Origin of the sequence: Pseudonocardia sp. EC080619-01, from assembly GCF_001420995.1 — a bacterium.
In the GTDB taxonomy this organism is placed as follows: domain Bacteria; phylum Actinomycetota; class Actinomycetes; order Mycobacteriales; family Pseudonocardiaceae; genus Pseudonocardia.
This window is the reverse complement of sequence record NZ_CP012185.1, coordinates 168,286-191,469: the sequence shown is the minus strand read 5'-3', so window position 1 is coordinate 191,469 and position 23,184 is coordinate 168,286. Positions and strand designations below refer to the sequence as shown.

Sequence of the window (23,184 nt, the reverse complement as noted above, 5' to 3'; positions counted from 1 at the left end):
CGCGCCGCGGATCGACAGCGGGGTCCGTCCCGGTTCCCGTCATCGTGTCCCCATCCCGCGGGTCACCACGGAACGAAGGATCTCGTTCGTCCCGCCCCGCAACGTGAATGCCGGCGAGTGCAGCAACGCCGAGGCCAGCGTGCCGGGCAGGCCCTCGGCCCCGGGCCGGGCCGCGACGCCCGCGAGCCGGCGGACCGTCTCCACGACGTCGCCCTCGAACCGCGAGCCCATGTCCTTGACCAGCGCCGCGGCCGCGTCCGGGCGCCGGCCCTGCGCCAGCGCATGCGCGACCCCCAGCGAGAGCCCGCGCAATGCCCAGGCCCGGGCCGTCAGGAGCCCCAGCTCCCGGCGGGCGACCGGGTCCGCGCCGTGCTCGGCCAACCGCGCCGCCCAGGCCTCGAGCAGCGGGATCGTGCTGAGGAACCGCTCCGGCCCCGACCGTTCGTGGCCGAGTTCGGCGGTGACCTGCGCCCAGCCCTCGCCGCGCACGCCGAGCAGGGCATCGGGGGGCAGCTCGGCGTCGTCGAACACGACCTCGTTGAAGTGGTGCTCGCCGTCGATGGAGACGATCGGGCGGATCTCGATCCCCGGCCCCGGCAGGTCGACCACGAACTGGCTGAGCCCCACGTGCCGGTCACCCGCGGTACCGTCGGTGCGGGCGAGCACCACGATCGCGTGCGCGTGATGGGCACCGGTGGTCCACACCTTCGTGCCGGACAGCCGCCAGCCACCGTCGACTACCCGCGCCCGGGTGCGCACCGAGGCCAGGTCGGACCCCGAGTCCGGTTCGCTCATCCCGATCGCGAAGAAGCACTCGCCGCGCGCGATCCCGGGCAGGTAACGCAGCCGCTGCTTCTCGGTGCCGTTGCGCAGCAGTGACGGTGCCATCTGCCGGTCCGCGATCCAGTGCGCCGCGACCGGGGCACCTGCGGCCAGCAGCTCCTCGACGACCACGAACCGCTCCAGTGGGCTCCGGTCGTGGCCGCCGTAGCGGCTCGGCAGCGTCATGCCGAGCCAGCCACGTGCGCCCAGCCGCCGGCTGAAGCCGGGGTCGGGCTCGGACATCCAGGCGTCCGGGCGGGGCAGCCACCGGCCGGCGACCAGCTCCTCGTCGAGGTGCTCACGCACCTCGTCCCGCAGCCGTTCCTCCGCCGGGCCGGGGCGGTGCGTGTCGAACGCGATCGTTGCAGTCAACCCACTTCTCCTCTCACCAGCCCGGGCGACGCTAGGGACGCCCCGGGCGGGCCGCACGACCGCATTCCATCCGCTGGACCCGCGGACCACGCGCACCGGGATCGTCGTCAGAGGTGTCCGGCGCGGCTTCGGCGCCGGGGACGGCTGGTACCAGAGGTTGCGAGCAGCGCGGCCCACGCGTTCCACTCACTGGAACCCGGTGGTGCGGCCCCACTCCGTGCCGCGGAATCGTCGACAACATCCACCACCGACGAGGCAACGGAGCCACCAGTGACCGTCGAGGACCAGCCGCCGTCCATCCTGTCGAAGGCGTTCGACCTTTTGAACGCCTTCAACGCCAACGAGCGGGTGATGACGCTCAACGAGCTGACCGAGGCGGCCGGCCTGCCGAAGTCGACGGTGCACCGGCTGCTGGCCCGCCTCATGGACCTCGGCGCCATCGAACCGCACCGTTCGGGCTACAAGATCGGCCTGACGATGTTCCGCATCGGATCGATGCCGCCCGCGATCAACATGCGCGACCGGGCGATCCCGAGTCTGGCCGCCCTCCAGCGTTTCACCCGGCAGACCGTGCACTTCGCCGTCCTGCGCGACCTCGACGTCGTGTATCTGGAGAAGCTCCCGGTGGGCCAGTCCCCGTCGGTGCTGTCCGCCATCGGGGCCCGGCTGCCCGCGAACTGCACCGCGGTGGGCAAGGCCCTGCTCGCCCACGAGGACCTTGACGAGCTCGCCGAGACGTTGCCACTGACACTCCCCCGCCTGACGCCGTACTCGATCCAGGACCGCGACTCCTTCCTGAAGGAGCTGATCGAAGTCCGCCGCTCGGGCCTCTCCTCGGAGAGCGAGGAGGCACAGCCGGGTCTGGCCTGCGTGGGCGCACCGATCATCGTTAACGAGTTCGCCGTCGCGGCACTCTCCGCGTCGTACCGGATCGGTCACCCGCTCCCCCGTGGCACGTACTCCATGATCCGGGAGACGGCCGTATCCATCGCCGAGTCAGTGAAACTGGCCCTCGCCGACGGCAGGTCATACCACTTCCCGCGTGAGTTCTGAGGCTCCGCAGCCTGCCTTCAGTGGGCTCTGTCGACTGGCCAGGTTTCGGAGGTGTGAGGCGGGCTGAGCGAGAACGAGCGCCGCGCCCTACGGCGCGCCCGCACCCAGGGCGCCCATGCCGCGCCGGCCGCCGGTCCCACCCAGCGAACGGGCCCGGCGACGAACCGATGCCATCGCTCGGGTCAAGCAGGGCGATCGGATCGACGACGTCGCCGCCCAGGCCGGCATCAGCCGTCGCACCCCGGACCGGAGGCGAGCCGACGCCCGCACCAGCGTATGACCGGCCCTGCCCGCGCTCACGCCCACCAGGAGCCGCCAGCCCTGCTGGGAGTGAGGATCGGGAACACCTACAGCTGCGGGCGCACCTCGCAGCACGCCACCCACGGAAGGATCCGGTATCCGGTGCCGACCTCGACAAGTCGTTCACCGCGGCCGTGTACGGCTGCGCTGTCAACGACAACGCTATTCGCGAGGCGACGATCACCGATCCCCCAGCCCACGGGCAGGGGCTGCTCGGTGCGACCTGCACTCGGGACCGAATCAGGCCGACGCCCGTCGCGTCGCCGTCGTGGTCTGGCGAGCAGGTCATCGACCTGGATCAGCCCACCCCGTTACCAACTTGTTTGATCTCGCCAGGAGATCAGGTCTGCAGTCATGATCTCCAAGGCGCCGGCCAGGCTCGCTCGCTCGTTACCTGTCGCCCCACCGGGCTGACTCCAAGAAGGCTTGTGTCCTGGTCGGCGCCGCCGACGGGAGTGGCTTGAGAGAGGTTTGCACTGCCCCAAGTTGGTCTGCCCTCCTCGTCGAACAACAGATGGACGTCGTCGAGGAGGTTGGGTGTCGAGCACGTCGACGCAACAGCAGGATCGTGTTGTCATCGCGGTTGACCCGCACAAAGCGTCGTGGACCGCGGCCGCGGTCGGTGCGGGGCTGACCCCGCTGGACACGCTCCGGGTGCCGGTGAGCCAGCAGGGCTATCGCCAGCTGCGTCGCTTCGCGACTCGGTGGCCGAACGCGGTATGGGCGATCGAGGGTGCGATCGGGCTGGGCGCCCCGCTGGCGACTCGCTTGTCAGCAGACGGCATCGACGCCGTCGATGTACCCGCGAAGCTGGCCGCTCGAGTACGCACGCTCTCAACTGGGCACGGCCGCAAGAGCGACAGCGACGACGCAGTCTCAGTGGGTATCGCGGCGTTGACCGCGGTCGGGCTACGCAGCGTCGCAGTCGACGAGACGATCACAGCCCTGCGTGCCCCTGGTCGAGCATCGAGACGACATCGTCCGTACCCGAACCCAGACGGTGAACCGCCTTCATGCGCTACTCACCAAGCTGCTCCCGGGCGGAGTGTCTGGCTCGCTCGATGCCGAGACCGCAGCACGGGCGCTGCGCACGGTGCGGCCGCGCACCCCGGGTCCGCGCACGCTACGCCGCCTGGCCGTCGATCTCGTCGGCGAAGTCCGCCACCTGGACCGACGGATCGCCGCCGTCACGACCGAGATCAGCGCTGCCGTTGCGGCCAGCAGCAGCAGCCTGACCGAGCTGCGCGGCCTCGGTGATCTGACCGCCGCCAAGATCCTCGCTCGCGTCGAGGACGTGCACCGGTTCCGCTCGGCGGCAGCGTTCGCCACCGCCTGTCCCGGGCCGGGGACCGCCAGCTCAACTGCTGCCTGCACATCATGGCCATCAGCCGATCCGGCACGACGGGCCAGGCCGGACCTACTACCGGCGAAAGCGCGCCGCGGGAAAGAGCCACAAGGAAGCCATGCGCTGCCTGAAAAGACGACTGTCCGACACGGTCTACCGCGCACTGTGTCGCGACGCGGCACGTGTTGATGGCGCGGACCCGGGAGGACACCAGGGGGCGACTCCAGAGTCCAGCGCGACCGGCTCAACCCCTACCACCGGCTCTTCGGACAAGTCACTTCCCGGGCCCGCGGCCGCCACTCTACTGCCACCAGAACAAGATCGACTTGACTAGAGAGGAGCCTTCTTGATCAAGCTCGGTGAGGGCTTGCAGGCCGCCGGTCGCGGTATGACTCGTTGCCCCTGTCGTTCGATGATCTGGGGGGTGTTGTCGCCGCTTCCGGAGGGCGCCAACGACCGCTGATAGAGACCTGACCGCACCTCGGTCTGCTCGCAGGCGTGGCTGCCGGCGCGGGTGCTCATGGTCGGCCTGCCGCCACGAGAAGGGAGCGGCCGTTGCTCGGTCCTGATCTCAACCCGAGCGGGTTCGCGGTCTTCTGCGGGCTCGAACCCCAGCGGCCGAAGGGCAGGTTGCTGGTGCTCGCCCGCTCAGCGCTCGCGCTGCCGCGCTGCCAGGGCACCCATCTCTCGGCAGCGCCCGGGTCCACATCCCGACGACGTCACCTGGGTCCTGTCGGGCACGGATAGCTCGGACCAGGTCAGGCCTCGCCGTGCGGCAAGGTCTTTGAACCATGATGTCCCTCAATCGAGCGCCGGACGATCTTGGACGGTGTTCGCTGGGCTGGCCGAACACGGCTTCGCGCGGCCAAACACCTGGCCGCCTACGCCGGCCTCGCTCCCGGCGCCCTTATCGAGATCGGACTTCGGCACTGTACAGCACATGACGACACAGAAGCGGCCGCTGACCAAGGCGTACTAACGAGATCGAGGCGACTCCCCTAGCCCGGGGGGCGTGTCGAATCGCTCTCGCATCAGTCGTTCGTACACCCGAGCTGACGCCGTAGCCCGGCGAACCGGGGCCAATTTCCAACCTGCCAAGAATGGGCGCTTTTGCGCGTCTTGCCCATCCGCCAGATCTCGGGTTGCCGTGTAGGAGCCATCACCGATGTCGTCCTGGTGGAATGATCATGGACAAGCCGATCGATGAGGCGTGGCCCACCCCTCGTGCGATACTGGACCAAGTCCGCGCATACTGTCATAACTGCAGGCTTGCTACTGCGGTCTCTTCTTCCTTGCTGCTGTATCGGAGGCCCGCTCTGCCTGCCAGCGGCACCGACTGTGCAGCATCGGGTGGTGTCGCGAGGCTGCAATTGCCACAGTGGACCGCTCGTCAGAAGACTGCGTATACCGGGTATACAAGACCTGGCTGCTTGCCTCGTCCGTTCGCGCAGAGTTGATGCCGATCGCGACGCAGCGCTGAGGCGTCGAGGATTTTCCCTCCGATCACGCCGCGTCGGCCACCGGCTGGATCCGGCGAATCTCCTCGTCGCCTGGCCAAGGCAGCCCAGCCGAGATGTAGACCGCCCGGTAGTCCTCCACTGTCGGCGCGCCGTGGCGGGCGACCGTGCGTGAGACCACGGCGTCGGCACGAGCATCAGCGTCGTCGCTGCCGTCCGCGCTCGTCAGGCGACGGTCCTGCTGCGTCATAGCGTCGAGACTAGCGCGCCCACGCAACATCCTCGCGCAGGATGACCGCGGCCTGTGATCTTGTCAGTTGATCGCCGGAGCGATCACCGGTGCTATCGACCGACTCGAGCACTCCCAGCTGTCCGGCTCGGCGAACACCATCTCAGCGGAGCGCGGAATCGAGCTCCTAGGTTGTCCTCGACGCTCACGCGGAGCTGTTCGGGGCGCTGGGCGAGCCGCATCGGGAACGGTCACCGGGGTCGTGGTCGGCACCGCTTTGGTCGAGAACCACGGCGGCGTCGGGGCGCGGTGCCTGCCGCACTATGTCGTTGGCCACGCCGACGCCGTAGAGTTGGGCGGTGACGACGTGCTTGACATCGAGTTCGATCGCGCGCGCAGCAGGGCGATCGCGGCGGTGTGGTCGTCGCGCAGGCGGGTCAGTTGGCTCGCTCCGTAGCCGATGCGGGCCCATGTCGTGCTCGGCGAGCGGGACGGTTCCGCCGGGGCGGGGCGGTCGTCGGTCATGCCGACTCGCCACCGATCCAAGACCCGACGTCGGGTGCGGGTGGCGCTGATGTGGGTCGTCGGGTCTGCGTCGACGAGGACGAGGTCCGCCCGTAGCCCGGGGCGATCCGGCCGCGGTTGGCCAGTCCGAACCACCGCGTCGGAAGCGCGACCGCGGCGCGTAGCACCTCGAGCGGCGAGTACCCGGCCTCGACCTGGAGTTCAGCGCCTGGTGCAGGATGGCGCCGAGCGGAATGGAGGTCCGCGCGCGGCAGACGGGACTCAGTCAGATGGGGTCGGTCACGAAGTTGGTGCGGTGGCGCGGATCTGGCGCGGCAGCTGCTGCCCGAATGCGAGTCCATCGGCGATGGTTTGCTCGACCTCTCGGGCCGTGCAGCCATCGACGCCGACGTGCCCGGCCGCGGCCTCCCGCAGTGCCGTACGGGCGTGGTACACAGTCAACTCCCCGCCGCCGACCAGGCGCCCGAGGGTACGTGCTGCGGCCAGCAGCGTGTCGTGGCGTATCCCGGTCTGGGCCTCGGCCACCGTCTGCGCCTCACCATCGATGATCGCGCGGACGTAGGCGCTCGCGCGCCGTGGCGACATCTCTGGTGAGGACCCGGGCCGCGACCCCGGACTCCGCGGCGTCGGGGTCAACGCACACCTTAACCACTCCGGTAGTGCGGCCACCGGTCGTTGCCGCAGGATCCGATAAGCACCGCTCTCGCGGTCGGAGCCTGCTGCGACCACGTAGCCGCCAGCCGAGCGAGTGTCCACGCGCCATCCCAGCATTCCGGCGCTGTTGCGCAGCTCGTGATCGCTCGGAGCCTGGAAGTACAGATGGCGTCCGGACGGAGTCGAGACCGTGTAGGTATCAGCAGGTACCGATGCGCCGGCCGCCGCCGCGAGCATCGCGAACACGTCCACTCCACCGCCGGCCCCGGCGAACTCCTCAGGCGCCTCGTCGCCGCCACCGTCATCCAGGTCGATCACTACCAGTCCCGATGGCCCGCAGGCGATCCCGACGTTGAACCCGGCCCCACCGGCCCACCACCGGTAGATCCGTCGCCGGTCGGTCGTCGCCCGTTGTTCCCAGCCCCGTACTGCCGGGGTCTTGTGCCCCGGCACCAGCGGGAACACCGCCCACCCTCGGTTGGCGGCATTCAACGCGGCGTTGAGGAACGGGTCCCGGCCGGTCATCGGGGATCGCCCGCCGGCCTCGTCCTCGGTGAGGTCGCAGCCGTAGCTGCTCGTCGTTGACGCGCCGTAGGGGGCGCTGAGGCGACGAGTCCGAGGGCTCCCCAGGGGGCTCGTTGATGACAGCGCGGCGTGTCCCGTGCCGTCCCGTCGATGACCGAGGACGTGGTGACGGCGTGAGTGTCGGTGACGTCGTGGCCGGGGGCGGCGACGCGGGTGAGGATCTGTCGGCCGGTGGTGGCGCCGTCCTCGTCCGGTGCGGTCGTGGTGTCGACCTCGATCACGACGAGTCCGGCGCGGCTGCAGGCGATGCCGACGCCGCAGTCGGTGCTGCTCGACAAGCGCCGGGTCTGGTGGGGGTCGCGGGTGGCGCGTTGCTCGCAGTGCTGATGGGCGGCGTGGCAGACCCCGCGGGGACGGCAGCTCCTCTCGCCGTGGAGAGCGGGGATCGTCGAGTAGAGGCTGACCTCGACGACGTGTCGGCCGCCTGCGGCGGCGTCGAGTGCGGCCCGGCGCAGTTCCTGGAGGTGTCGGACCTGTGGGGCGGAGGTGGGTCGGGAGGTGTGGTCGGCATCTTGTGGGGTGTGTACGGGCTCGCAGCTCGGGCTCGGTGGGCAGTACCTGTTCGCGGTGGGGCGGATGTGCACGGTCTCGTCCTTCCGATGGGTCGTGGCGTCGCGCCGGGTCGCCGAGCCCGGGAGGCGGAGGCCCCGGCCCGTGGTGGGGCTGCCGGAGACGCCTGCGCTGTCGGTGCTCGGCGGGGCGGATTCGGTCCCCGAGGGGTCGGGTGTGGTCATGCCGCGGGGGTATCGGCCGCGGGCGTGTCGGTGGTGGCCAGCAGGTTCGCGGCGGTGTTCCAGGCTCGGCGCAGCGCGGTGTAGGAGGCGGCGTCGCAGAGTTCCCAGGCGATCGGGCCGAGCTCGAGGCGCAGAATCGCGGGACGGTGGTGTCCGGCGGTGGCTGGCAGCAGCGCGGCGCGCAGTTGCGGGGAGCCGCCGATGCGGACCAGGGCGGTTGCCGCCCAGGGGCCGGTGGTCATGATTCCGCGACGACGTCCGACCAGGTGGGGGTTCAGGGACTGGGTCATCGGTGCGGCGTGGGCCCAGGCGCGGTCAATCAGCTGCGCGGTGTGGTGTGAGCGCAGGTAGACCAGGACTCCGCCGAGGGTGAGGCCGAGTTGCTGCTCGGGGGTCCCGGCATGGCGCAGATCGAGTCCGGTGGGGACGTGTCCGGCGACGCGGACGACGAGGCTGGTCAGTGCTGCCACTCCCCCAGTGTTCGGGGTGGTGAAGCGGTTCTCGAGCGGGGATGCGGAGTGCACGGTCGGGTTCATACGGGTTCTCCGTGGTCGAGGTCTTTACGCCTGTCTGTGGCGTTGCCGCCCGCGGGAGTTGCGGGCAGGCCGCGCGGGAGGGGCTGATCGGTTGGCTCGAGTGCGGCGTCGTGGTCAGAACTCGCCGGACTCGTTGTCAGGTGTGGACGTACGTGTGTGCCGTACGGGGGTGAATGGCCCGGCCGGGCGAGCAGCGACGGCCCGGGCTGCGGGCGGGTGTCGAGCTCCTGGCGTGGGCGAGCGGGGCTGCGGTCGGTGCGAGCGCCCGAGGGGGCGGCGGCCTGGCGTGCGCTGCACGTCTTCGATTTACCGGCAGGTAGACGACAACGATGTGGGCTCGGCGGTACCGACGAGCAGCACGCAGACCGGCGCCCGGGTGGGGCGATTCACGAACGGCCATGGCCGCGGGTCATGGCCGGCGTTGCGGTGGGTCGGGCCGGCCTCTGGGTGAGGGGCGGGTTGCACCGCTGCCCCGACACTGTTTGTCGGGGCAGCGGTGGGGATCGCGGCCGCGAGACGAGAGCGAGTGGTCGGCGGTCGCGGTGTGTTCACCGATCGGTCGGCGCCCCGTCGGCCCCGCCGTGCCGGCGGTGGCGAGGTCCGGCGTGAGCATCGTCGTCGTGGCCTGGCGTGTGGTCGATTGCCGAGCGCGGGCGACGGTCGAACTCGGCGGCGTGGACGCGGGCGTGTTGCTCGAGCCCGTCGGTGAGGACCAGGGCGGCGCACAGCGGGCACAGGGTCACCTCGAACGCTCCGCGTGTGCACAGCAGTCGGCGGGTGACGGGTGGGGTGGTCGCATGGTTCAAGGCGGTCTCCCTCGTAGCGGAGCGGGCCCGGCCGGCGATGTGGGCGCCGTGCCGGGTCCGCTGCGGTCGTGGCGGGTCGACTGGTCGGCCCCGGGTAGGGGTGTGTTCGTGAGGTCGGAGTGGGCCAGGGCCCAGGTGGTGGTCAGCAGCGTCGGCGGACGAACGCGGCTGCGGTGCTCATCGCGCGCAGGCCGGCTGCTTCGAGCTCGTGGGACTCGTCGGCGTCGTCGAGGTCCTGGGCGGCGGCGGTCACGGCGTGCAGGACTCCGCCGGAGCTGAGGTCCGCGCCCTGCACGAAGCGGGCCATGATCGCCGAGCGCGCCGTCTCGCTGAACTGCAGGCTCGCTCCGACGTGTTCGATGACCGGGGCCGGGTCGGTGATCGCGGTGGTGGCCTCGTTCTCGATCTCGGTGAGTCGCTGGGTGAGGAAGTCCTCGCTGAGGAAGGTCGCGACCGCGTCGCGGGCACGCTTGTGCACCAGTGCCATGGCGTGCTGCTGGGTGTCGTGCGACCAGCGGATCTCGCCGTCGGGAAGCTTGCCGCCGAGGTGGATCTTGGTGTGGGCGTGGTGGGGGATGGTCATGCCGTTGTCGCAGATCTGGACGGTGAGCTGCGGGGTGATCGCGAACTTGCCGTGTCCGGTCTCGGAGTTGGACACGACGAACCCGGCGAAGACGACGGGGTTGTCGGCGCCGCGGGCGCCGGTGAACGGTGAGACATAGTTGCCGAGCAGCCGCGGGGCCATGGCGGCGATCTCGCGGGAGCGGATCTTGACGTACATGCGGGATTCGGTGAGGTCGGCCTGGGCGATGTCGACGGCGGCGCCGGCGGCGGTCATGCCGGCCAGGACGCTGGTCAAGACGTCGAGGTTGTCGACGGGGGCGTAGGAGTCCGACAGCATCGCACGCAGGGTGCCGTGGCCGTCGTCGTCGATGAGGCTGCGCAGCAGGAACCTGCGTCGGGGCTGGTGGGCGAGCCAACCGTTGATGTTGGCGTCGTAGAGGTCGAGGTCGTGGGCGCGTAGGCGGCGCAGGTAGGCGACGGGGATGTCGAGCTTGGCCGCGACTCCGTTCTCGGCGAGCCGGGTCGGGGCCAGGACGGCGTCGGTGCGGGTGACCCCGGAGTACGACAGGCGGGTGTGGCCCTCGGGCAGGTGCAGTGCCCCCTGGTGGCAGCGCAGTGCCGCGGCCGGGACCACGACGTCGTGCTTGCGGGTCTGCTGGGCTTCGAGGATGGCGGCGAGCTCGCCGAGCGAGGTGTTGCGGGCGGTGGTGATCAGGTCAGCGCTCATCACGGGCCTCCGAGGGAAGGATCTGTCCGTCTCGTGCCGGTCGGCCGGGGCGGTGTCCTCGTCCCCGCCGGGGCGGGTGGGACGTGACTCGTCGGGCGGTCCGGTCCGTGTCGGGGCGGGGCCTCGCGCTCGCCCGATCGGTGTGACGTCACCGGGGTGGGCTGCCGGGTGCGGGGTGATGTTCTTCGGGGGTGATGTCACCTGATCGGTGCGGGTGGCGGGGCATCGACTCCCGGCACGGGGCGGGCCGCAGAGTCACCGCGTTCCTCACGTCGCGCCGGGGACGAGGACACCGTCGCCGTCTGGGCGGTGAGGGGGACCCTCTGTATCCCAGCGTTTCCCCGCTCCTGGTTCCCGCCTGGACCGGTTCTGGACCGGCGACGTGGTTATCGGCGACGTCACTCGGACCTGGCCGTCGGTGTGGTCGCTGTCCGGCGCCGGCCGGTGGGTGCGTGGTGGAGTCCGCGTGTCTATTCGCTGTCGAGCTCACGTGCGACAGCACGGCTGAACCATCGCTGGGCGCCCGGCCCAGAATGGTGGGCACCCTCTCCGCGGGTTGATGCTGCGACCGGACCTGCCAGTGAGATGACCATCGCCACCTTCGAGACGTGATCTGTCAGGCTCCGGCGGTGGTGGACGCAGCCCGCGGATGCCGTCCAGGGCTACCGCGGGACGCTTCGGCGTCATCGGTGTGGTGGGCGGCAGTGGTGTCCATGCGCAGCGATTCGCATCATATCCAGGATCCAGGATGTGAGCGCTCCTGGGTCGTCACCTCCGGAGCCGACAGGCTCAGGTTGGGGAGTCTGCACCCGGCTACTGGCGAGTAAAGCAGGGTGTCCACGAGCTGGATCTGATGCTGGTCCGACAGCGGGGTTCGTATCTGTGTCTGCGAGATGTCGTCGTCGCAGGTGAGCACGGCGATCGATCAGGACGACGGCGGCTCGGACTTCGGCCTGCAGGGCGTCGGCGAGTGTGCAGTGTCCAGCGCGGTGGAGAGCATCGATGATCCGACGGAGATCGCGCTGGCTGCGGTGGGGGTGTTCGGCGGCGAGCGCACCGAGGTAGACAGCTTGTTCGGTGCGGTGTGCGCGGACGAGCGCGGTGACATGCGCAGCGACACGCGCGGCGTCCGTGCCGCCAGCAGCGTGACCTCCGGGGCACCGGTGGCAGTCGTGCGGAGGCGACGCGGGGCAGAAATCGGCCGACGGCGGGCGCGGTGGTCGCTGCGCGGTGGCGAGGTCGGACCGGTCCTTTGCCTGCCATGCCCCACGAGGCGGGGCGGCGGTCACGTGCCAGTACGTCGATCGTGACTCAACCTGAGCCGGGTTGGCCTGGCTGGCGGCGCGGCCTCTCTGGTGGGGTAAACGGCGTTTCCACCTCGGGTTGTCGTGCGACCGCCGATACGGTTCGCGGATTCCTACCGAGGTCGCCCGGACAGTCCGTTTCTCGAGGACAGTGCACCGCCACCGGGGAGGCGCGCCTCCTCCGGCCCCTGCACGAACGCGAGGCATCGACTCCAGATGAATCGAACGTCTGTTCGACTCTGTTGGTATCCGAGATATAGACCTGTAAACGAGATACAGCTCGGTTGTCGGCGAGGGTGACGCGACGGCTGTCAGCCCGCCGAGATCCGATTCGTCGCTGTGGTCTTCATCAGCCTCGCGGGGAGCGGGTCGTTGTGAATGCAGATCGGAGATCGTCGACCACGCGGAGGGTGATGGGGAGCCGGTGTCGCGGGGGCAGAGCCAGAGCACTGGGATGCCCACGGATCTCGGCCACGAGCAGACCCGCCACAGCCACGGTAGCGGGGGTGAGATGGTCCTGCTCATAGTCGGCACGGAGTTCGGTCAGCCAGTCGTCGATATCGGTGGCGGTTTCGTCGAGCTCGTCTGCGGTGTCGCCGTTCTCCCTCACGCCGCCGCCGTCGAGCGGTTCGTCGGGCTCGGTCGTTGCGATCGTCTCGAGGAAGCGGGCGGCCTGTGCGATCAGCGCTGCCAGAACCGCGCGGACGTGGTCGTGGTGGCGGTCGATCCAGAGCTGTTGGGGGTCTCGTGTGCGTCGGGTCCTGCGCGCGTCGCGGGTGAGCTGTTCGTCGGGCCGGTCGTGGGCGAGCAGGGCGTCGAGACGATCCAGCCGGTCGCGGAGTCCTTGGCGGGAACGGATGCCCAGGGGGGCACCGAGTTCGGCGGCGGACAGGCCGAGCTGCTGGCCTTGGCGCAGGAGCCGGCGTTCGCGTCGACGTTCCTCCCACCAGCACCAGGTGCTGAGCAGGACCGCGTCCTGGTGGTCGGCTGCGGAGACGGCGGTGGGTACGCCTGCAGTTCCGCGGTCGAGGACCCAGCTGATCACATCGCGGGGGTCAGTTCCCAGCTCTGACCTGCGCGGATCGTCGATCCTCGTGTGCCGGTCGGTGATGCGGGTGATCGCCGCGTCGCGTTCGACATCGGTGATCCGGGGAGGCGTCGCCACGATGGCAGTATTTCACTGACAGGTCTACGGACACCAGTCGGCGGTGGTCGCGGGGTGGGGAGGAGACGACGCGGGCAGGGAGAGCGGAGTCCGGTCGGCCACGGTGGAGGTGCTCGGAGCGGGAGTGGTTGTCGGATCGGAGTGGGGGCGGATGTCGATGGTGCTCGGCCATGGTCGAGCACCCGGATCTCTCGGCCGGGAGCCGAGACGGCTGCCGGCCGAGGCAGGCGGCTTCGGCGCTCGGGACGGTCGTGCGCCGCGCTGTGATGGCGGTGCCTGCACCGCACCTCCGGCGCACCTCTCCTGCGTGGCGAGGCGCCGGTGTCCTCGGCGGGCGGGAGGATCCCGGGATCGAGTACAGATGCTGTTGGCGAGGTGCGGGTAGGTGCTTGTCGGCGCGCCGAGGTCTAGCCGACCGAGCGGGTCGTGGGCGACAGACGGTGACTACGAGGATGTGGGCTCGCCTCGGGTAGGGGGTAAACGGCGTTTACCCCTACCCCTCCCATCGAAGCGGGCCCAGTTCGCGCTGCTGTGCCCGCCCTGCGCCGTGCTACGCGGCTCCCAGCAGATCGTGTCGGCCGCTTGCCAGGCGTCGGGCGCCCGGTGCTGACGCGTCATCAGAGAGGCGGATCGGCCCTTCTGTGTGCCGCGGTCAACCAGGTCGACTTGGCCGCCGGTCGCTGAGGGGGCCGTCCCGGTTCGAGCTGTCGTGCTGGCTACGGCGCGGGGACGCGGCGCCGGGTGGAGGGTGCGCCCTGAAACCTCCCCAGCACGGCCACGACAGCAGCCCATCAGCACAGTGACCAACGAGCCCCGAGTTCGTGCGCCGGCCGACCGATCCATCGATCCGCGACGGCCCGGAGCCGTAAACGCCGTTTACACGTCTTCCGGCACTTCGCGCTGACGACGCCGGAGTCCGGTGGGGCGGGCGGGAATCGTTGCCGGGTGCCTCGCGATTCCGCGGTCGCAGACGACGTGCCCCGACGCGCGCCGATCGGGATCGGCTCACCCTGCGATGCGAGGGCGGTACGACGAGGCTTCAGCGTCCGCGGGGCTCCTCGCCGGCGAAGGCCGCGCCGCTGGGCCGCCGGCGGCGAGCCTGTGGGATCCGTGCGGAGCAGTGGGCGTGGGATGGGACAGATTCGGCTGGCGGTGGGGCGTTGAGGGGAGGCGACCGCCTGCGGGGGTGATCGCGGGGGTGCGGCCGGTTCCGGTCAGCGAACAGATGACGCTCCGGTGCGATGACTCCCTGAAGGCGCGCTCGTCGGCCACTGGCAGGTCCGCCCGGCGGTGGGTCCGCTCGTAGGCGTTTCCGTCCTCGTGTGTGCTGCTCGTCGTCGGAGTCCTGGCGACGTGTCGGATCTAGCGCGACGAGGTAAACGGCGTTTACGCCTCCCTGTACTCGTCGTATCCGGGATGCCGACACGATGGCCATGCGGTCGGTGTGCTCGGTGCGCTGTGGCCGTAACGGGCGACCGGTCCCCACCACGGGCGACTGGCCCGGCCGAGCTGGCGGTCCGAGTGATCGGGCTCCGTCCGGCTCCCCGAGCCTCCGCCCCTCCGCTGGGCCTGCCCCCGGTGATCGGGGGCTCCTCCTCACCGGGTGTTCGGGCTGCGGGTCGGCGCCGAGCCCGCGATGTGCCGCGTTCGGGCTGCGCCCCCGGAGGTGCCGTAAACGCCGTTTACACCCGTCGAATGCCCAGGGCCGTGGAGACGGTCGTCGCGGCCCAAGGTCAGGGGTAAACGCCGTTTACCGTATCCGGCGACGGGACGGGACGGGACGAGAGCTTCGTCTGTCCGTGCGCCTTCGATAAGACGAGCTCCGGACTCGATGGATGACGGGAGGGACACGCTTCTCTCCACCCGTGAGCGCACGGTACGTCGCTGCGGCCGCCGACAAGGCAGTGCGGGGCGCTGTAGGAGATGACTCTGCGCGGTGTGATGGTGCTGTCGGCTCAGGGTGGTCCGCACTCCGAACGGGAAGCGGGCAACAAGGTGGTCTCCGCCGGTGGTCCGGTCCGCGTTGTTCTATGACCGCCCCGTCCGCCGTCGCGGTCCTTCGGGCCTCGGCTGCACGGAGGAGGTCTGTAAACGCCGTTTACACGGCGGCAGTCCAGCTCGCTGCGGACGCTCTCTCCCGCGTCGGGCTCACGCAGCGCCCGCAGGAGGTTTCGAGATGCCGCAGACAGGTGGTATCACTCTCGGGCCGCGTATGCGAGGCCCCCGCTCGCGTGGGCGGGGTGAGGTCGTGGGTGTAAACGGCGTTTACCCGCTCGGTCTCGGGCCTCTGCGTCGGCCTCATCTGCTGTCGTCCGAGGATGTGTGTAAACGCCGTTTACGGCTGCGCGATACACAGGTCGGAAGACACCGGTGAGCACGGGGGCGGACCAGCAAGGCTGGAGAGACGAGGCGGCCACGGAGTAGTAGCCCTGAGGTCTATACGGTGTCCGCCTCGGTGCTTCACTTGCCGCCAGGGACACAGTCCCACCGGGCTGACCCCACCCACCCGAGCCAGGCTTCGGGCAGAGGTCCTTGGGGTCCAGCGACGACGCCGGCGCGAACGAACGGACAACGCCAGGTGGAATCGGACGTGGCGGACGGTGAGCGCGATCTGAGCGCTCGACGAATCGTCCCGGACGGTGTCGTGCCGCCCATGGCGGCGAGACCACCTCCGGTGTCCGCTGTGCGCTTTCCGACGCTGCGGCTCTGCCCGCTAATCGGCCCCGCTTCTCCTGGCACGGCCTCAGGTGTCGCGGTATCGGTAGCGGCGGACCTGCGTGTTCCGGCCGCGGGGTGACAGCGCCGCGACTGTAAACGGCGTTTACGCCCCGGCGTTGCTGGTCGTCCTCATGTCGTTGCTGGAGGTCGGCGCCGGTACGGGATCGGTCGAAGTGCCCGGTCGACCCTGCGCCGGGATACCGGACGTGTGTCCTGTCCGGTAGCTGATGACCAGGCAGGCTGGAGTCGAGGTTCCTGTGTCGTCTGTCTGGAGTTGGCGACTCGAAACCAGGAGCGATGCTCCAGAGGATTGACTCGCTCGTGAGTGGCGTATCTCGAACAGCTCATCACTGCTGTCGGGTCCGCCCAGGCGGTGGATCTTGCCGGTTCTGCGTGACCCGGTAGGAGCACTTGAGGGTGTAAACGCCGTTTACGGTGTTGCCCGTTGAAGGCTCGAATTGCCGGTGGTCGCCCGACGGCGTCGTCGGGTTCGTGTGGCGGGTGACGCTCCTGCGCGGTGTTGACTTGTAAACGGCGTTTACGGCCGTGGTCGTGATTGCTGCGGGCAGTCGTGGTCACCGCCCACCATGGGTGCCGGCTCGAGTCGAGCGGTGTCGACGCCGACGGCGGACCGGACGAGAACGGCCCGTCGACGTAAACGGCGTTTACGTCGACGGGCCGAGGGGTCGGGGTGATGGTCAGCCGGCGCTGTCGGTGGGAGGCGCGGCGCTGCCGGAGCCGGCGGTCTCCGGGTCCGCGAGGGTCGGTGGGGCGAGTTCGGAGAGCAATCGGATGAGCTCGGCGCGTTCGGTCTCGGTGAAGATCTCGCGGATCGACGCTGCCGCGCGTGCGGGGCTGGAGACCGCGATGCTGCGTCGGGTGCGACGTGGCATCTCGGTGGTCTCGGTCTGGGTGCCGGGGAGCGGCTGCTTGCGGTAGGGCGGGCCGGCTGCGGCGATGGCTTCCTGTTCGTCTTCGGGCAGTCCGCCGAACTGGCGTCCTTGCTCGACTTTGAGGCTGCCCTGTTCCAGGGCCTCGCGGAGGCTGGGGATCAGGCCGAGTAGTGCCATTCGCTGGCTGACGTACATCGGGGTGCGGCCGATGCGACCGGCCAGTGCGCGTTGTGAGATCTCGGCTTCGGAGAGCAGCCGCTGCATCGCCTCAGCTTCGTGCAGGGGTCCGAGCGCCTTGCGGTGGCTGTTCTCGACGAGCATGACCTCGTACATCGAGGCGACGCGGTCGTCATTGATCAGCGCCGGCATCTGGGTCAGGCCGGCGACGGCGGCGGCCCGCAGCCGTCGGTTACCGATCAGCGCCACCCACCGCGCGTCTTTGAGGTCGCTCTCGTGTCCGGGGTAGCGGCTCAGGAACGCAGACGCAGAGCACACCACGATCGGCTGCAGGACGCCATGACCGCGGATGGTGGAGACGAGCTCGTAGAAGTCCGCGTCGTCCATGTCGTCGACGGCGCGCTGGTTGAGCGGGTTGGCCACGATCTCGGTGACCGTGAGCATGGAGGTCTCGGGCCCCGGTTCCGGAGTGGGGGCGGCGGCCGGGGCGGGGACCGCGGTCGGTCCACTACCCCGGATGGGGGTGGGCTCCGGTGGGGGCGGCGGGGTGTAGTCGCCGGGTACGTCTTCGTTGGCGAGCTCGGCGAGGTTGACGCGCTTACCCACGGCTCACTCCCCGGTCTCGGTGTAAACGCCGTTTACGTCGGTGGAGTGCCGGGGGCCTTCTCCGCTGCTGCCGAGGACTTCGAGGGCGAGCCGGAAGAAGTCCTGGCGCGCTTCGAGCGCGACCCGGTTCTTGGCGTACTGGACGACGGTGACGCCTTCGGCCGACGCCCGGGTGTGGAGCTTGTAGTGGCGGATCACGGTGTGGAACGTCGGCCAGCGGCGGGCGGCGACGTACTCGCGAGTCTGATCGAGGTCGCCGGACCCGTCGCGGGGGTCCCAGTTGTTGAGCAGGACCCGCCAGGGCACCCCAGCCGGTTCGATGACGCGCTGGATGGAGCGGGTGGCCGGTGAGAACGACATCGGCTCCGGCTCCAGGGGAACGATGACGTCGTCGGCCTGGGTCAGAACGGTCTGCAGAATCGACTCGTCCTCCAGACTGCCCGGGGTGTCGACGAAGATGTGTGAGTACTGCTGGATCTCGCGCAGCTTCCCCAGGAGTCTGGGGTTGTCGTGGCACTGCTCGAAGTCGAACGGCAGCTCGTCGCCGACCCGCTGAGCCCACTCGAGCATCGAGGCCTGCGGGTCGGTCGAGACCCCCAGCACCGGTGACGAGTCGGCGGTCCCTCCGAGGGTGTCGGCGACTACTGCTGCGAGATTCACGGTGACCGTGGTCTTGCCGACCCCGCCCTTTTGGTTGGCGATTACGTGCACGCGCGCCATGGAGAACTCCCGTCTGCTTCCCACCCGGCGGGTGGTACTTCGGATCGCGGGCCATCCTTGCAGATCACGTGCGTGCGCCGGTGCTTCCGGTGTGCTATCGGCGTGCCGCGCGCGGTATCGCGGAGCGTGTAAACGGCGTTTATGCCACCGTGTTGTCGGGGCCGGTGGCGGACCGTACCCACTCCTACGCGACCGATCGACGCCGTGTCGCCAGGCGCATCGCTCGCTCTCGGCGCCGCAGCGATGTAGCCTTGCTGCTGCGAAAGCGCTCCTCTACGCAGGGAGTTGTTGTCCGGGTCCGCCCGGACAGGCGTCATCTGGTCGTGCTGGGTCAGATGCGTGCACGAAATCGCTGCGGGGCGATCCTTGGCCGAGGATCGCCCCGCACTCTTGTGTCGTGGATCCCACGCCCTGACTGGCATAACTGAGATATAAGAACATCTGTTCGATTTCTGATATATTAGAGAGGTCAGCTCAAGTCGTGCAGCTACTGCGTGCCGCGCCTGACCGCCGATCAGGACGAGCCCGTGCGCGGTTGCCCGGCTCCGGGTGTCGTCGGTCGACGTCACTTCGACCGAGGTGATCGATGCAGGCGTAGCGGCAACCAGCTGAGCGCGGGGCGGGCGGAATCGCCACGGGCGAGGTCGCCCGCGAGCAGCTCTGACATGACCGGCTTGCACACCGGCTGTCGATAAGGTGTCTGATGTCGGTTTCCGGCACCGCCACAGTGCCCACAGCGCTGCCGACCCCCTGCTCAGAGCAGGTGCGCGTCCCCGGGGACCTCGCGAGGTGTCAAGCGAGCTGGGGTCGGGCTGTTGTGGATGGCAGCTGGTAGACCCACTGGGCCAGACCCCGACCGGGCAGGTCGTGTCGGGGAGGCGCCTGTAGGGCCAGGGACGTGGGAGCACCTGCCGACGGATCTTGAAAGGCTCCGGGGTGCGGAGATGTGGGTCCCGGTCGGCGGACAACAGGAACTCTGGTGTGCGGTCGGCAGTGATCTCTTCGATTGGCCGTGTCGCGACGGAGGTGGTTCCTCCCGACGGGTCGTGCTGGTGTTCATGCAGCGCTCGACGGCTGTCCCGAAGGGATCGGGTCGAAGTCTGGGCTTGATCGACCGGGTCGACCCCCGAGAGCGACGGCGTCACCCAGATTGAGTCGCACCCGCGGCGTGCCGGCGGCGGCCTCGATCAACCAGCGGGGCGTGCCCGGCCCAACTGCCCGCGAGGAAGGCCTCCTCGGCCGGGTTCTGCGCTCCGAGGTGCCCGTCGGGATGGTCGCGTAGTGGGCGTCGAGGATCTGCGGACGCCCGGAATGGCCTGCCGGTGGCGGGCCATCTCCGCCAGCCCGGCGTCGGTGGCGCCTACGATGGCCAGCTCGTCTGCGACCACGCGACACCACACGCGCGTCCTGACTGACCAGACGGCGGCGAGTAGCGCACCGAACCGGATCGCCTGGGCGTCGTCGACGCGGCGGCCCTCGCCCAGAGCTGCCGAGTGAACCTCGACTGGCAGCAGATGCAGACGTCCCGCCGGTGGCCATCCGGTCGCCCGGGGCAGCGCGGTCTCCCGAGGGGCCCGAGCGTTGACACGTGCGCACCCCTGCTCGCGGTCCGCGGCCACGTCGGCGAAGCTAGCATAGACCTCAGCCAGGTTCGCGCTGGGCGGTGCCAGATCGGCATCGGCGATGCTCACCGTGGTCTCCTGGTTGTGGCCGGATCCTGAATCTGAGTGGCGTCCCCAAAGGGGTCACTGGTCAAGATCCGTTGACACTGATCGTCGTCGACGATGCCGGCACGCTGCCCGTCGACCAGGACGCCGAGGACGCTCGACCGCATCGGCGACGGCGCCTACGAACCGCCCACCGGTGGTCACCAACGACATCTACGCCTCTGGTTTCGACGCCCCATGCCCAAGACCTGGGCCACAGCGGTCTATCAGCTGCTCCACCACGCCCACCTGGTCCAGACTCACGGCACCTCGCACGGCCTCGTCGATGCTTGGCTGGCGAGGGTGTGATCCCCTGACCTACCCGGTCTGAGTCGACTTTGAGGGCACTTTGGCGCGAGTGACGCGTTGTCAGTCGCGCCAAAGCCGTCCCAAAGAGGCTTCGGTCGCCCAGGATTACGGCCGGCCGGTCACCTGGATGTCCATCGCCTGCCGGCCCGGACACCGCACGTCCGCCGTTCCCCGGAGCTAGCAATGTCGGTTGACAGCATCGTGGGCTGACGTGGCGTAGGGGCCGGTGGACGATCAGAGACTGAAGGATGGCTGACACGGACCGGAACCGGACGGGCTGGCGTGTACGGCGACGTCCGACTCAGCCGGCGTGGGTCAGGTCCTGTTGTGCGGCAGCCGACGTCGGCGCTGTGATCTCGTCGTCGGGCTCGTGGGTGTGGCGGAGACCGATCGTGATCAGTGCGCCGGCGACGATGGAGATACGGCTGTCGCGTGCACGGGCGATGGCTCGCACCGACTTGCCGTGCGGTGCAGGGATGCGGGCTGTGAAGTCGGCGGCTTCGGTCGAGCTCAGTCGGGGTGGCAACTCAGTGGGAAGCCGCTCGGTGCAGCGCAGGCCGACCGCGATCAGTTCTGCCGCCATCTCGGAGAGGTAGAGCCCGCGGGCGGTGGCGAGCTCGGTGAAGGTTCGGTGGTCGCTGTGCAGCAGGCGGGGAACAACGACGACGCGGGGACCTTTCCACGGCCGTCCACGACGCTGCCCTGTCGATGTCCGACCCATGACTTCGATGATGGCGGACCAGCGCTGAGACACCAGTACGACACGCTCACCACCCGGCCGGTACTTCGGGCGCGAGGCCGACGGGTCGTGAGCAGGGTGCACGGGGCGGCGGCGTGAGTCGCAACAGATCGAGGCGGCCAGGGGCCTGCGCTGTGCAGGGGACGATGTGGTGCGCGGAGCACACGAGTACGACGCGACGGTACGAAGGAGTCTGAACAGCTGGCGGGCAGATGATCCGATCGGCTTGGTCGACTCGAGGAGTGGCGTCGTCTCGATGTGGCCTGAGAGGGACTCGACCACTGCGGAGCAGACGCGGACGAAGTCCAGGCTGGCGGCGAGGGCTGGGAGCGGCTGAGTCGGTCGTTCGGTGCGGGTGGAGGCGTGTAGATCGACGGCACGTGAGGTCACGACCGGACCGCGTGCGCGAGCGCATGTGGTCCGCCTCGGGGTGGTACCCGAGTTGGACTGGTGAGGCACTGGCATCGCTCGTCGGCTCGCACTACAGGAGATCTTTTACAGGAAGAACTACAGGGGAACGAAAATTATTGCTCTGACCTGTGGGTTCGTGATAATTCGGTCGGCTGGATATGCGTAGAGGGTCGGCAATCCATGCGTAGATCGACTCCATCTGGTCGGCAGGGTATGCGTGGCGACCGCGGCTTGTCGACCGTTGTCGAGCGACGTGCGGCCACTTTCGTCGACTGGTCGGCGGATTATGCGTGGAGTCGCGCGTCGGCGACGTGGAGTCGCTTCGTGCCCAGTGCGGCTCGAGGGATCGCATTCGGTGCAGTCGGTGCAGGTCAGAAGTACCATTGTTCTCGACCGGACGCGATGCGAGCGAGGCACGCAAACAACGTCGACGGCGACGGCGCCCGAGATTCGGATCGAACGAGGTCGGCAACTTATGCGTCCATCGTCGCGGGCGGTGGTCGGCAAAATATGCGTGCCCGGCGGTGTGAGCGCGGTGCATTTGCCGGCGTATGGCGTGATTGTCGGTGGCCCGGCACCGGCTGCGGAGCTCGTCCGTGCCGTGTGACCTGCGATGATGATGGAGGGTCGGCAGCTTATGCGTGCCCGGGGCCGGTGGCCGCCACCTTCGGCCATCCCCGTCCTCGGCGCCTCGTCGTGTGGGCGTGACCGGGCTGTCGGAGCCTCTGGTCGGCAGCTTATGCGTGGATCGCTGCGTCGAGCCGCGGCCTGGGGCGGGAGCGGGTCGGCAAGTGATGCGTGGACTACCGGTGCCGGTCGGCAGCTTATGCGTGGATGCTCTCGGCGGGGCGTGCCTACGGGAGGCGCTCAACGGGTGCCGACGGGATTGCGCACCTGGATCTTGTGGATCTTGCCGACGTGAGCACTGCGCTCAGACGTGAGCACTTCGCTCAACGGTACGCGGTGGATGAGGCATCGACGAGCGCGTGGACGGGTGATCCGCGCCGCTGCGCCGAACGGCCGACGGGTCGGCCCCCGGGTGGCACGCAGGCCGACTGTGCTGGTGACGACGGGTGTGCGCATACAGCTGAGCGTGTGGTCGAGCTCTGTGGCGTTCGGGTGGTCGCCGGATCGGTCGGTCCGTGCTGCGAGCACTCCCCGGGCCGAAGTGCAGAGTCGGACCCGTGTGCGCCAACCGCTGAGTTGCGCCGTGGATCGTCGGCGGGGCCGGCTCCACATGGGGTCCGGATGTGTCGCCCTGGGCGCTCCCACAGGGCTGACCTGCCGCTGGGTGGGCCCGGGCGCGGTCGGCCTGTTATGCGTGCTCGGACCTGCCGATACCTGCGCTGGCCTGGGCGTGGTCCTGACGCGTCGATCGGTTGTTCGACTGTGGTCGGCCTCTTATGCGTGGTCCACGGTCGGCCTCTTATGCGCAGGGCAGGGTCGGCGTCCTATGCGTGTCCCGGGCGACGCAGCGTTGACTCGGTGGCGCCCCGGTGTCTCGGTCGCCGTGTAGCTGGTACCGCGCGTCGGCCTTGGTGGAGCTCGAATGGCGGCGGCCTCACTCGTTGATGCCCGGGCACGTCGGGCCTGCATCGGGTGTGGTGAACCGGCGAGTCGGTGACGGTACGCGTGCAGACACCCTCGCGCGCTGTCGACTCGGGTGCACGGGTCGGCGACTTATGCGTGACTGCCGGGCTCGACCGCATGCGGTCGGTAATCTATGC

General features: G+C 69.4%; 16 protein-coding genes and 1 pseudogene. 5 read left to right on the top strand and 12 right to left on the bottom strand.

Annotation, left to right across the window (positions count from 1 at the left end):
• Positions 1 to 39 precede the first annotated feature (39 nt).
• Positions 40 to 1,194, bottom strand: a complete 1,155-nt coding sequence (locus AD017_RS29045; protein WP_060576806.1) for an acyl-CoA dehydrogenase family protein — start codon at positions 1,192 to 1,194, stop codon at positions 40 to 42.
• Between the two features lie 270 nt (positions 1,195 to 1,464).
• On the opposite strand from AD017_RS29045, the gene AD017_RS29040 reads away from it, so the two are divergent.
• Together AD017_RS29040 and AD017_RS37575 are read left to right on the top strand one after the other, a co-directional pair.
• A complete protein-coding gene (locus AD017_RS29040; RefSeq protein WP_060576805.1) occupies positions 1,465 to 2,247 on the top strand; it encodes an IclR family transcriptional regulator in 783 nt (260 codons plus the stop codon).
• Positions 2,248 to 3,084: 837 nt separating this feature from the next.
• Positions 3,085 to 3,444, top strand: a pseudogene (locus AD017_RS37575) (transposase); the annotation flags it as partial.
• Positions 3,445 to 3,670: 226 nt separating this feature from the next.
• On the opposite strand, the gene AD017_RS36685 reads toward AD017_RS37575, so the two are convergent.
• Complete coding sequence (locus AD017_RS36685; RefSeq protein ID WP_227012982.1) at positions 3,671 to 3,847, bottom strand: hypothetical protein; 177 nt, start codon at positions 3,845 to 3,847, stop codon at positions 3,671 to 3,673.
• Here AD017_RS36685 and AD017_RS36680 point away from each other — a divergent pair.
• Entirely contained in the window at positions 3,779 to 4,081 is a 303-nt protein-coding gene (locus AD017_RS36680) for an IS110 family transposase (protein ID WP_227012969.1), read from the top strand. The genes AD017_RS36685 and AD017_RS36680 overlap by 69 nt on opposite strands.
• Positions 4,082 to 5,395: 1,314 nt before the next feature.
• On the opposite strand, the gene AD017_RS29035 is transcribed toward AD017_RS36680, so the two are convergent.
• Positions 5,396 to 5,599, bottom strand: a complete 204-nt coding sequence (locus tag AD017_RS29035; protein ID WP_060576804.1) for a hypothetical protein — start codon at positions 5,597 to 5,599, stop codon at positions 5,396 to 5,398.
• A 241-nt stretch (positions 5,600 to 5,840) separates the two neighbouring features.
• Here AD017_RS29035 and AD017_RS35570 point away from each other — a divergent pair, with 241 nt between their 5' ends.
• On the top strand, positions 5,841 to 6,035 hold the full coding sequence (locus AD017_RS35570; RefSeq protein ID WP_060576803.1) for a hypothetical protein: 195 nt from the start codon (positions 5,841 to 5,843) through the stop codon (positions 6,033 to 6,035).
• Positions 6,036 to 6,382: 347 nt separating this feature from the next.
• On the opposite strand, the gene AD017_RS29025 is transcribed toward AD017_RS35570, so the two are convergent.
• From AD017_RS29025 to AD017_RS29010, 4 genes are all read right to left on the bottom strand, one after another.
• Positions 6,383 to 7,282, bottom strand: coding sequence for a bifunctional DNA primase/polymerase (locus AD017_RS29025; RefSeq protein ID WP_060576802.1), 900 nt, complete (start codon positions 7,280 to 7,282; stop codon positions 6,383 to 6,385).
• On the bottom strand, positions 7,279 to 8,076 hold the full coding sequence (locus AD017_RS37570; protein WP_082539110.1) for a bifunctional DNA primase/polymerase: 798 nt from the start codon (positions 8,074 to 8,076) through the stop codon (positions 7,279 to 7,281). The genes AD017_RS29025 and AD017_RS37570 overlap by 4 nt, the downstream gene beginning before the upstream one ends.
• Positions 8,073 to 8,612: a hypothetical protein gene (locus AD017_RS29020; RefSeq protein WP_060576801.1), complete on the bottom strand. Its 540-nt coding sequence runs from the start codon at positions 8,610 to 8,612 to the stop codon at positions 8,073 to 8,075. Before AD017_RS29020 ends, AD017_RS37570 begins: the two co-directional genes overlap by 4 nt.
• 948 nt (positions 8,613 to 9,560) lie before the next feature.
• A complete protein-coding gene (locus AD017_RS29010; RefSeq protein ID WP_060576799.1) occupies positions 9,561 to 10,709 on the bottom strand; it encodes a hypothetical protein in 1,149 nt (382 codons plus the stop codon).
• A gap of 908 nt (positions 10,710 to 11,617) precedes the next feature.
• Between AD017_RS29010 and AD017_RS29005 the strand changes: the two genes are divergently transcribed.
• A complete protein-coding gene (locus tag AD017_RS29005) occupies positions 11,618 to 12,019 on the top strand; it encodes a hypothetical protein (protein ID WP_145984134.1) in 402 nt (133 codons plus the stop codon).
• Between the two features lie 343 nt (positions 12,020 to 12,362).
• On the opposite strand, the gene AD017_RS34790 is transcribed toward AD017_RS29005, so the two are convergent.
• The 5 genes from AD017_RS34790 to AD017_RS34780 form a co-directional block, all read right to left on the bottom strand.
• The gene (locus tag AD017_RS34790; protein WP_145984133.1) at positions 12,363 to 13,178 is read right to left on the bottom strand and encodes a hypothetical protein; all 816 of its coding nucleotides are present in this window, start codon (positions 13,176 to 13,178) and stop codon (positions 12,363 to 12,365) included.
• 3,416 nt (positions 13,179 to 16,594) lie between these two features.
• Positions 16,595 to 17,572, bottom strand: a complete 978-nt coding sequence (locus tag AD017_RS28995; protein ID WP_227012911.1) for a ParB/RepB/Spo0J family partition protein — start codon at positions 17,570 to 17,572, stop codon at positions 16,595 to 16,597.
• Between the two features lie 3 nt (positions 17,573 to 17,575).
• Positions 17,576 to 18,292, bottom strand: coding sequence for a ParA family protein (locus AD017_RS28990; protein ID WP_060577442.1), 717 nt, complete (start codon positions 18,290 to 18,292; stop codon positions 17,576 to 17,578).
• A gap of 2,316 nt (positions 18,293 to 20,608) precedes the next feature.
• Positions 20,609 to 21,061: a hypothetical protein gene (locus AD017_RS34785; protein WP_145984132.1), complete on the bottom strand. Its 453-nt coding sequence runs from the start codon at positions 21,059 to 21,061 to the stop codon at positions 20,609 to 20,611.
• A 1,263-nt stretch (positions 21,062 to 22,324) separates the two neighbouring features.
• Entirely contained in the window at positions 22,325 to 22,540 is a 216-nt protein-coding gene (locus AD017_RS34780; RefSeq protein ID WP_145984131.1) for a hypothetical protein, read from the bottom strand.
• Positions 22,541 to 23,184 lie beyond the last annotated feature (644 nt).

Bases quoted from the DNA above. Each gene is read 5' to 3' on its own strand.
- AD017_RS37570 (WP_082539110.1), bottom strand. From the start codon at position 8,076: ATGACCACACCCGACCCCTCGGGGACCGAATCCGCCCCGCCGAGCACC.
- AD017_RS29020 (WP_060576801.1), bottom strand. From the start codon at position 8,612: ATGAACCCGACCGTGCACTCCGCATCCCCGCTCGAGAACCGCTTCACC.
- AD017_RS29010 (WP_060576799.1), bottom strand. From the start codon at position 10,709: ATGAGCGCTGACCTGATCACCACCGCCCGCAACACCTCGCTCGGCGAG.
- AD017_RS29035 (WP_060576804.1), bottom strand. From the start codon at position 5,599: ATGACGCAGCAGGACCGTCGCCTGACGAGCGCGGACGGCAGCGACGAC.
- AD017_RS29025 (WP_060576802.1), bottom strand. From the start codon at position 7,282: ATGACCGGCCGGGACCCGTTCCTCAACGCCGCGTTGAATGCCGCCAAC.
- AD017_RS28990 (WP_060577442.1), bottom strand. From the start codon at position 18,292: ATGGCGCGCGTGCACGTAATCGCCAACCAAAAGGGCGGGGTCGGCAAG.
- AD017_RS34780 (WP_145984131.1), bottom strand. From the start codon at position 22,540: ATGCGCACACCCGTCGTCACCAGCACAGTCGGCCTGCGTGCCACCCGG.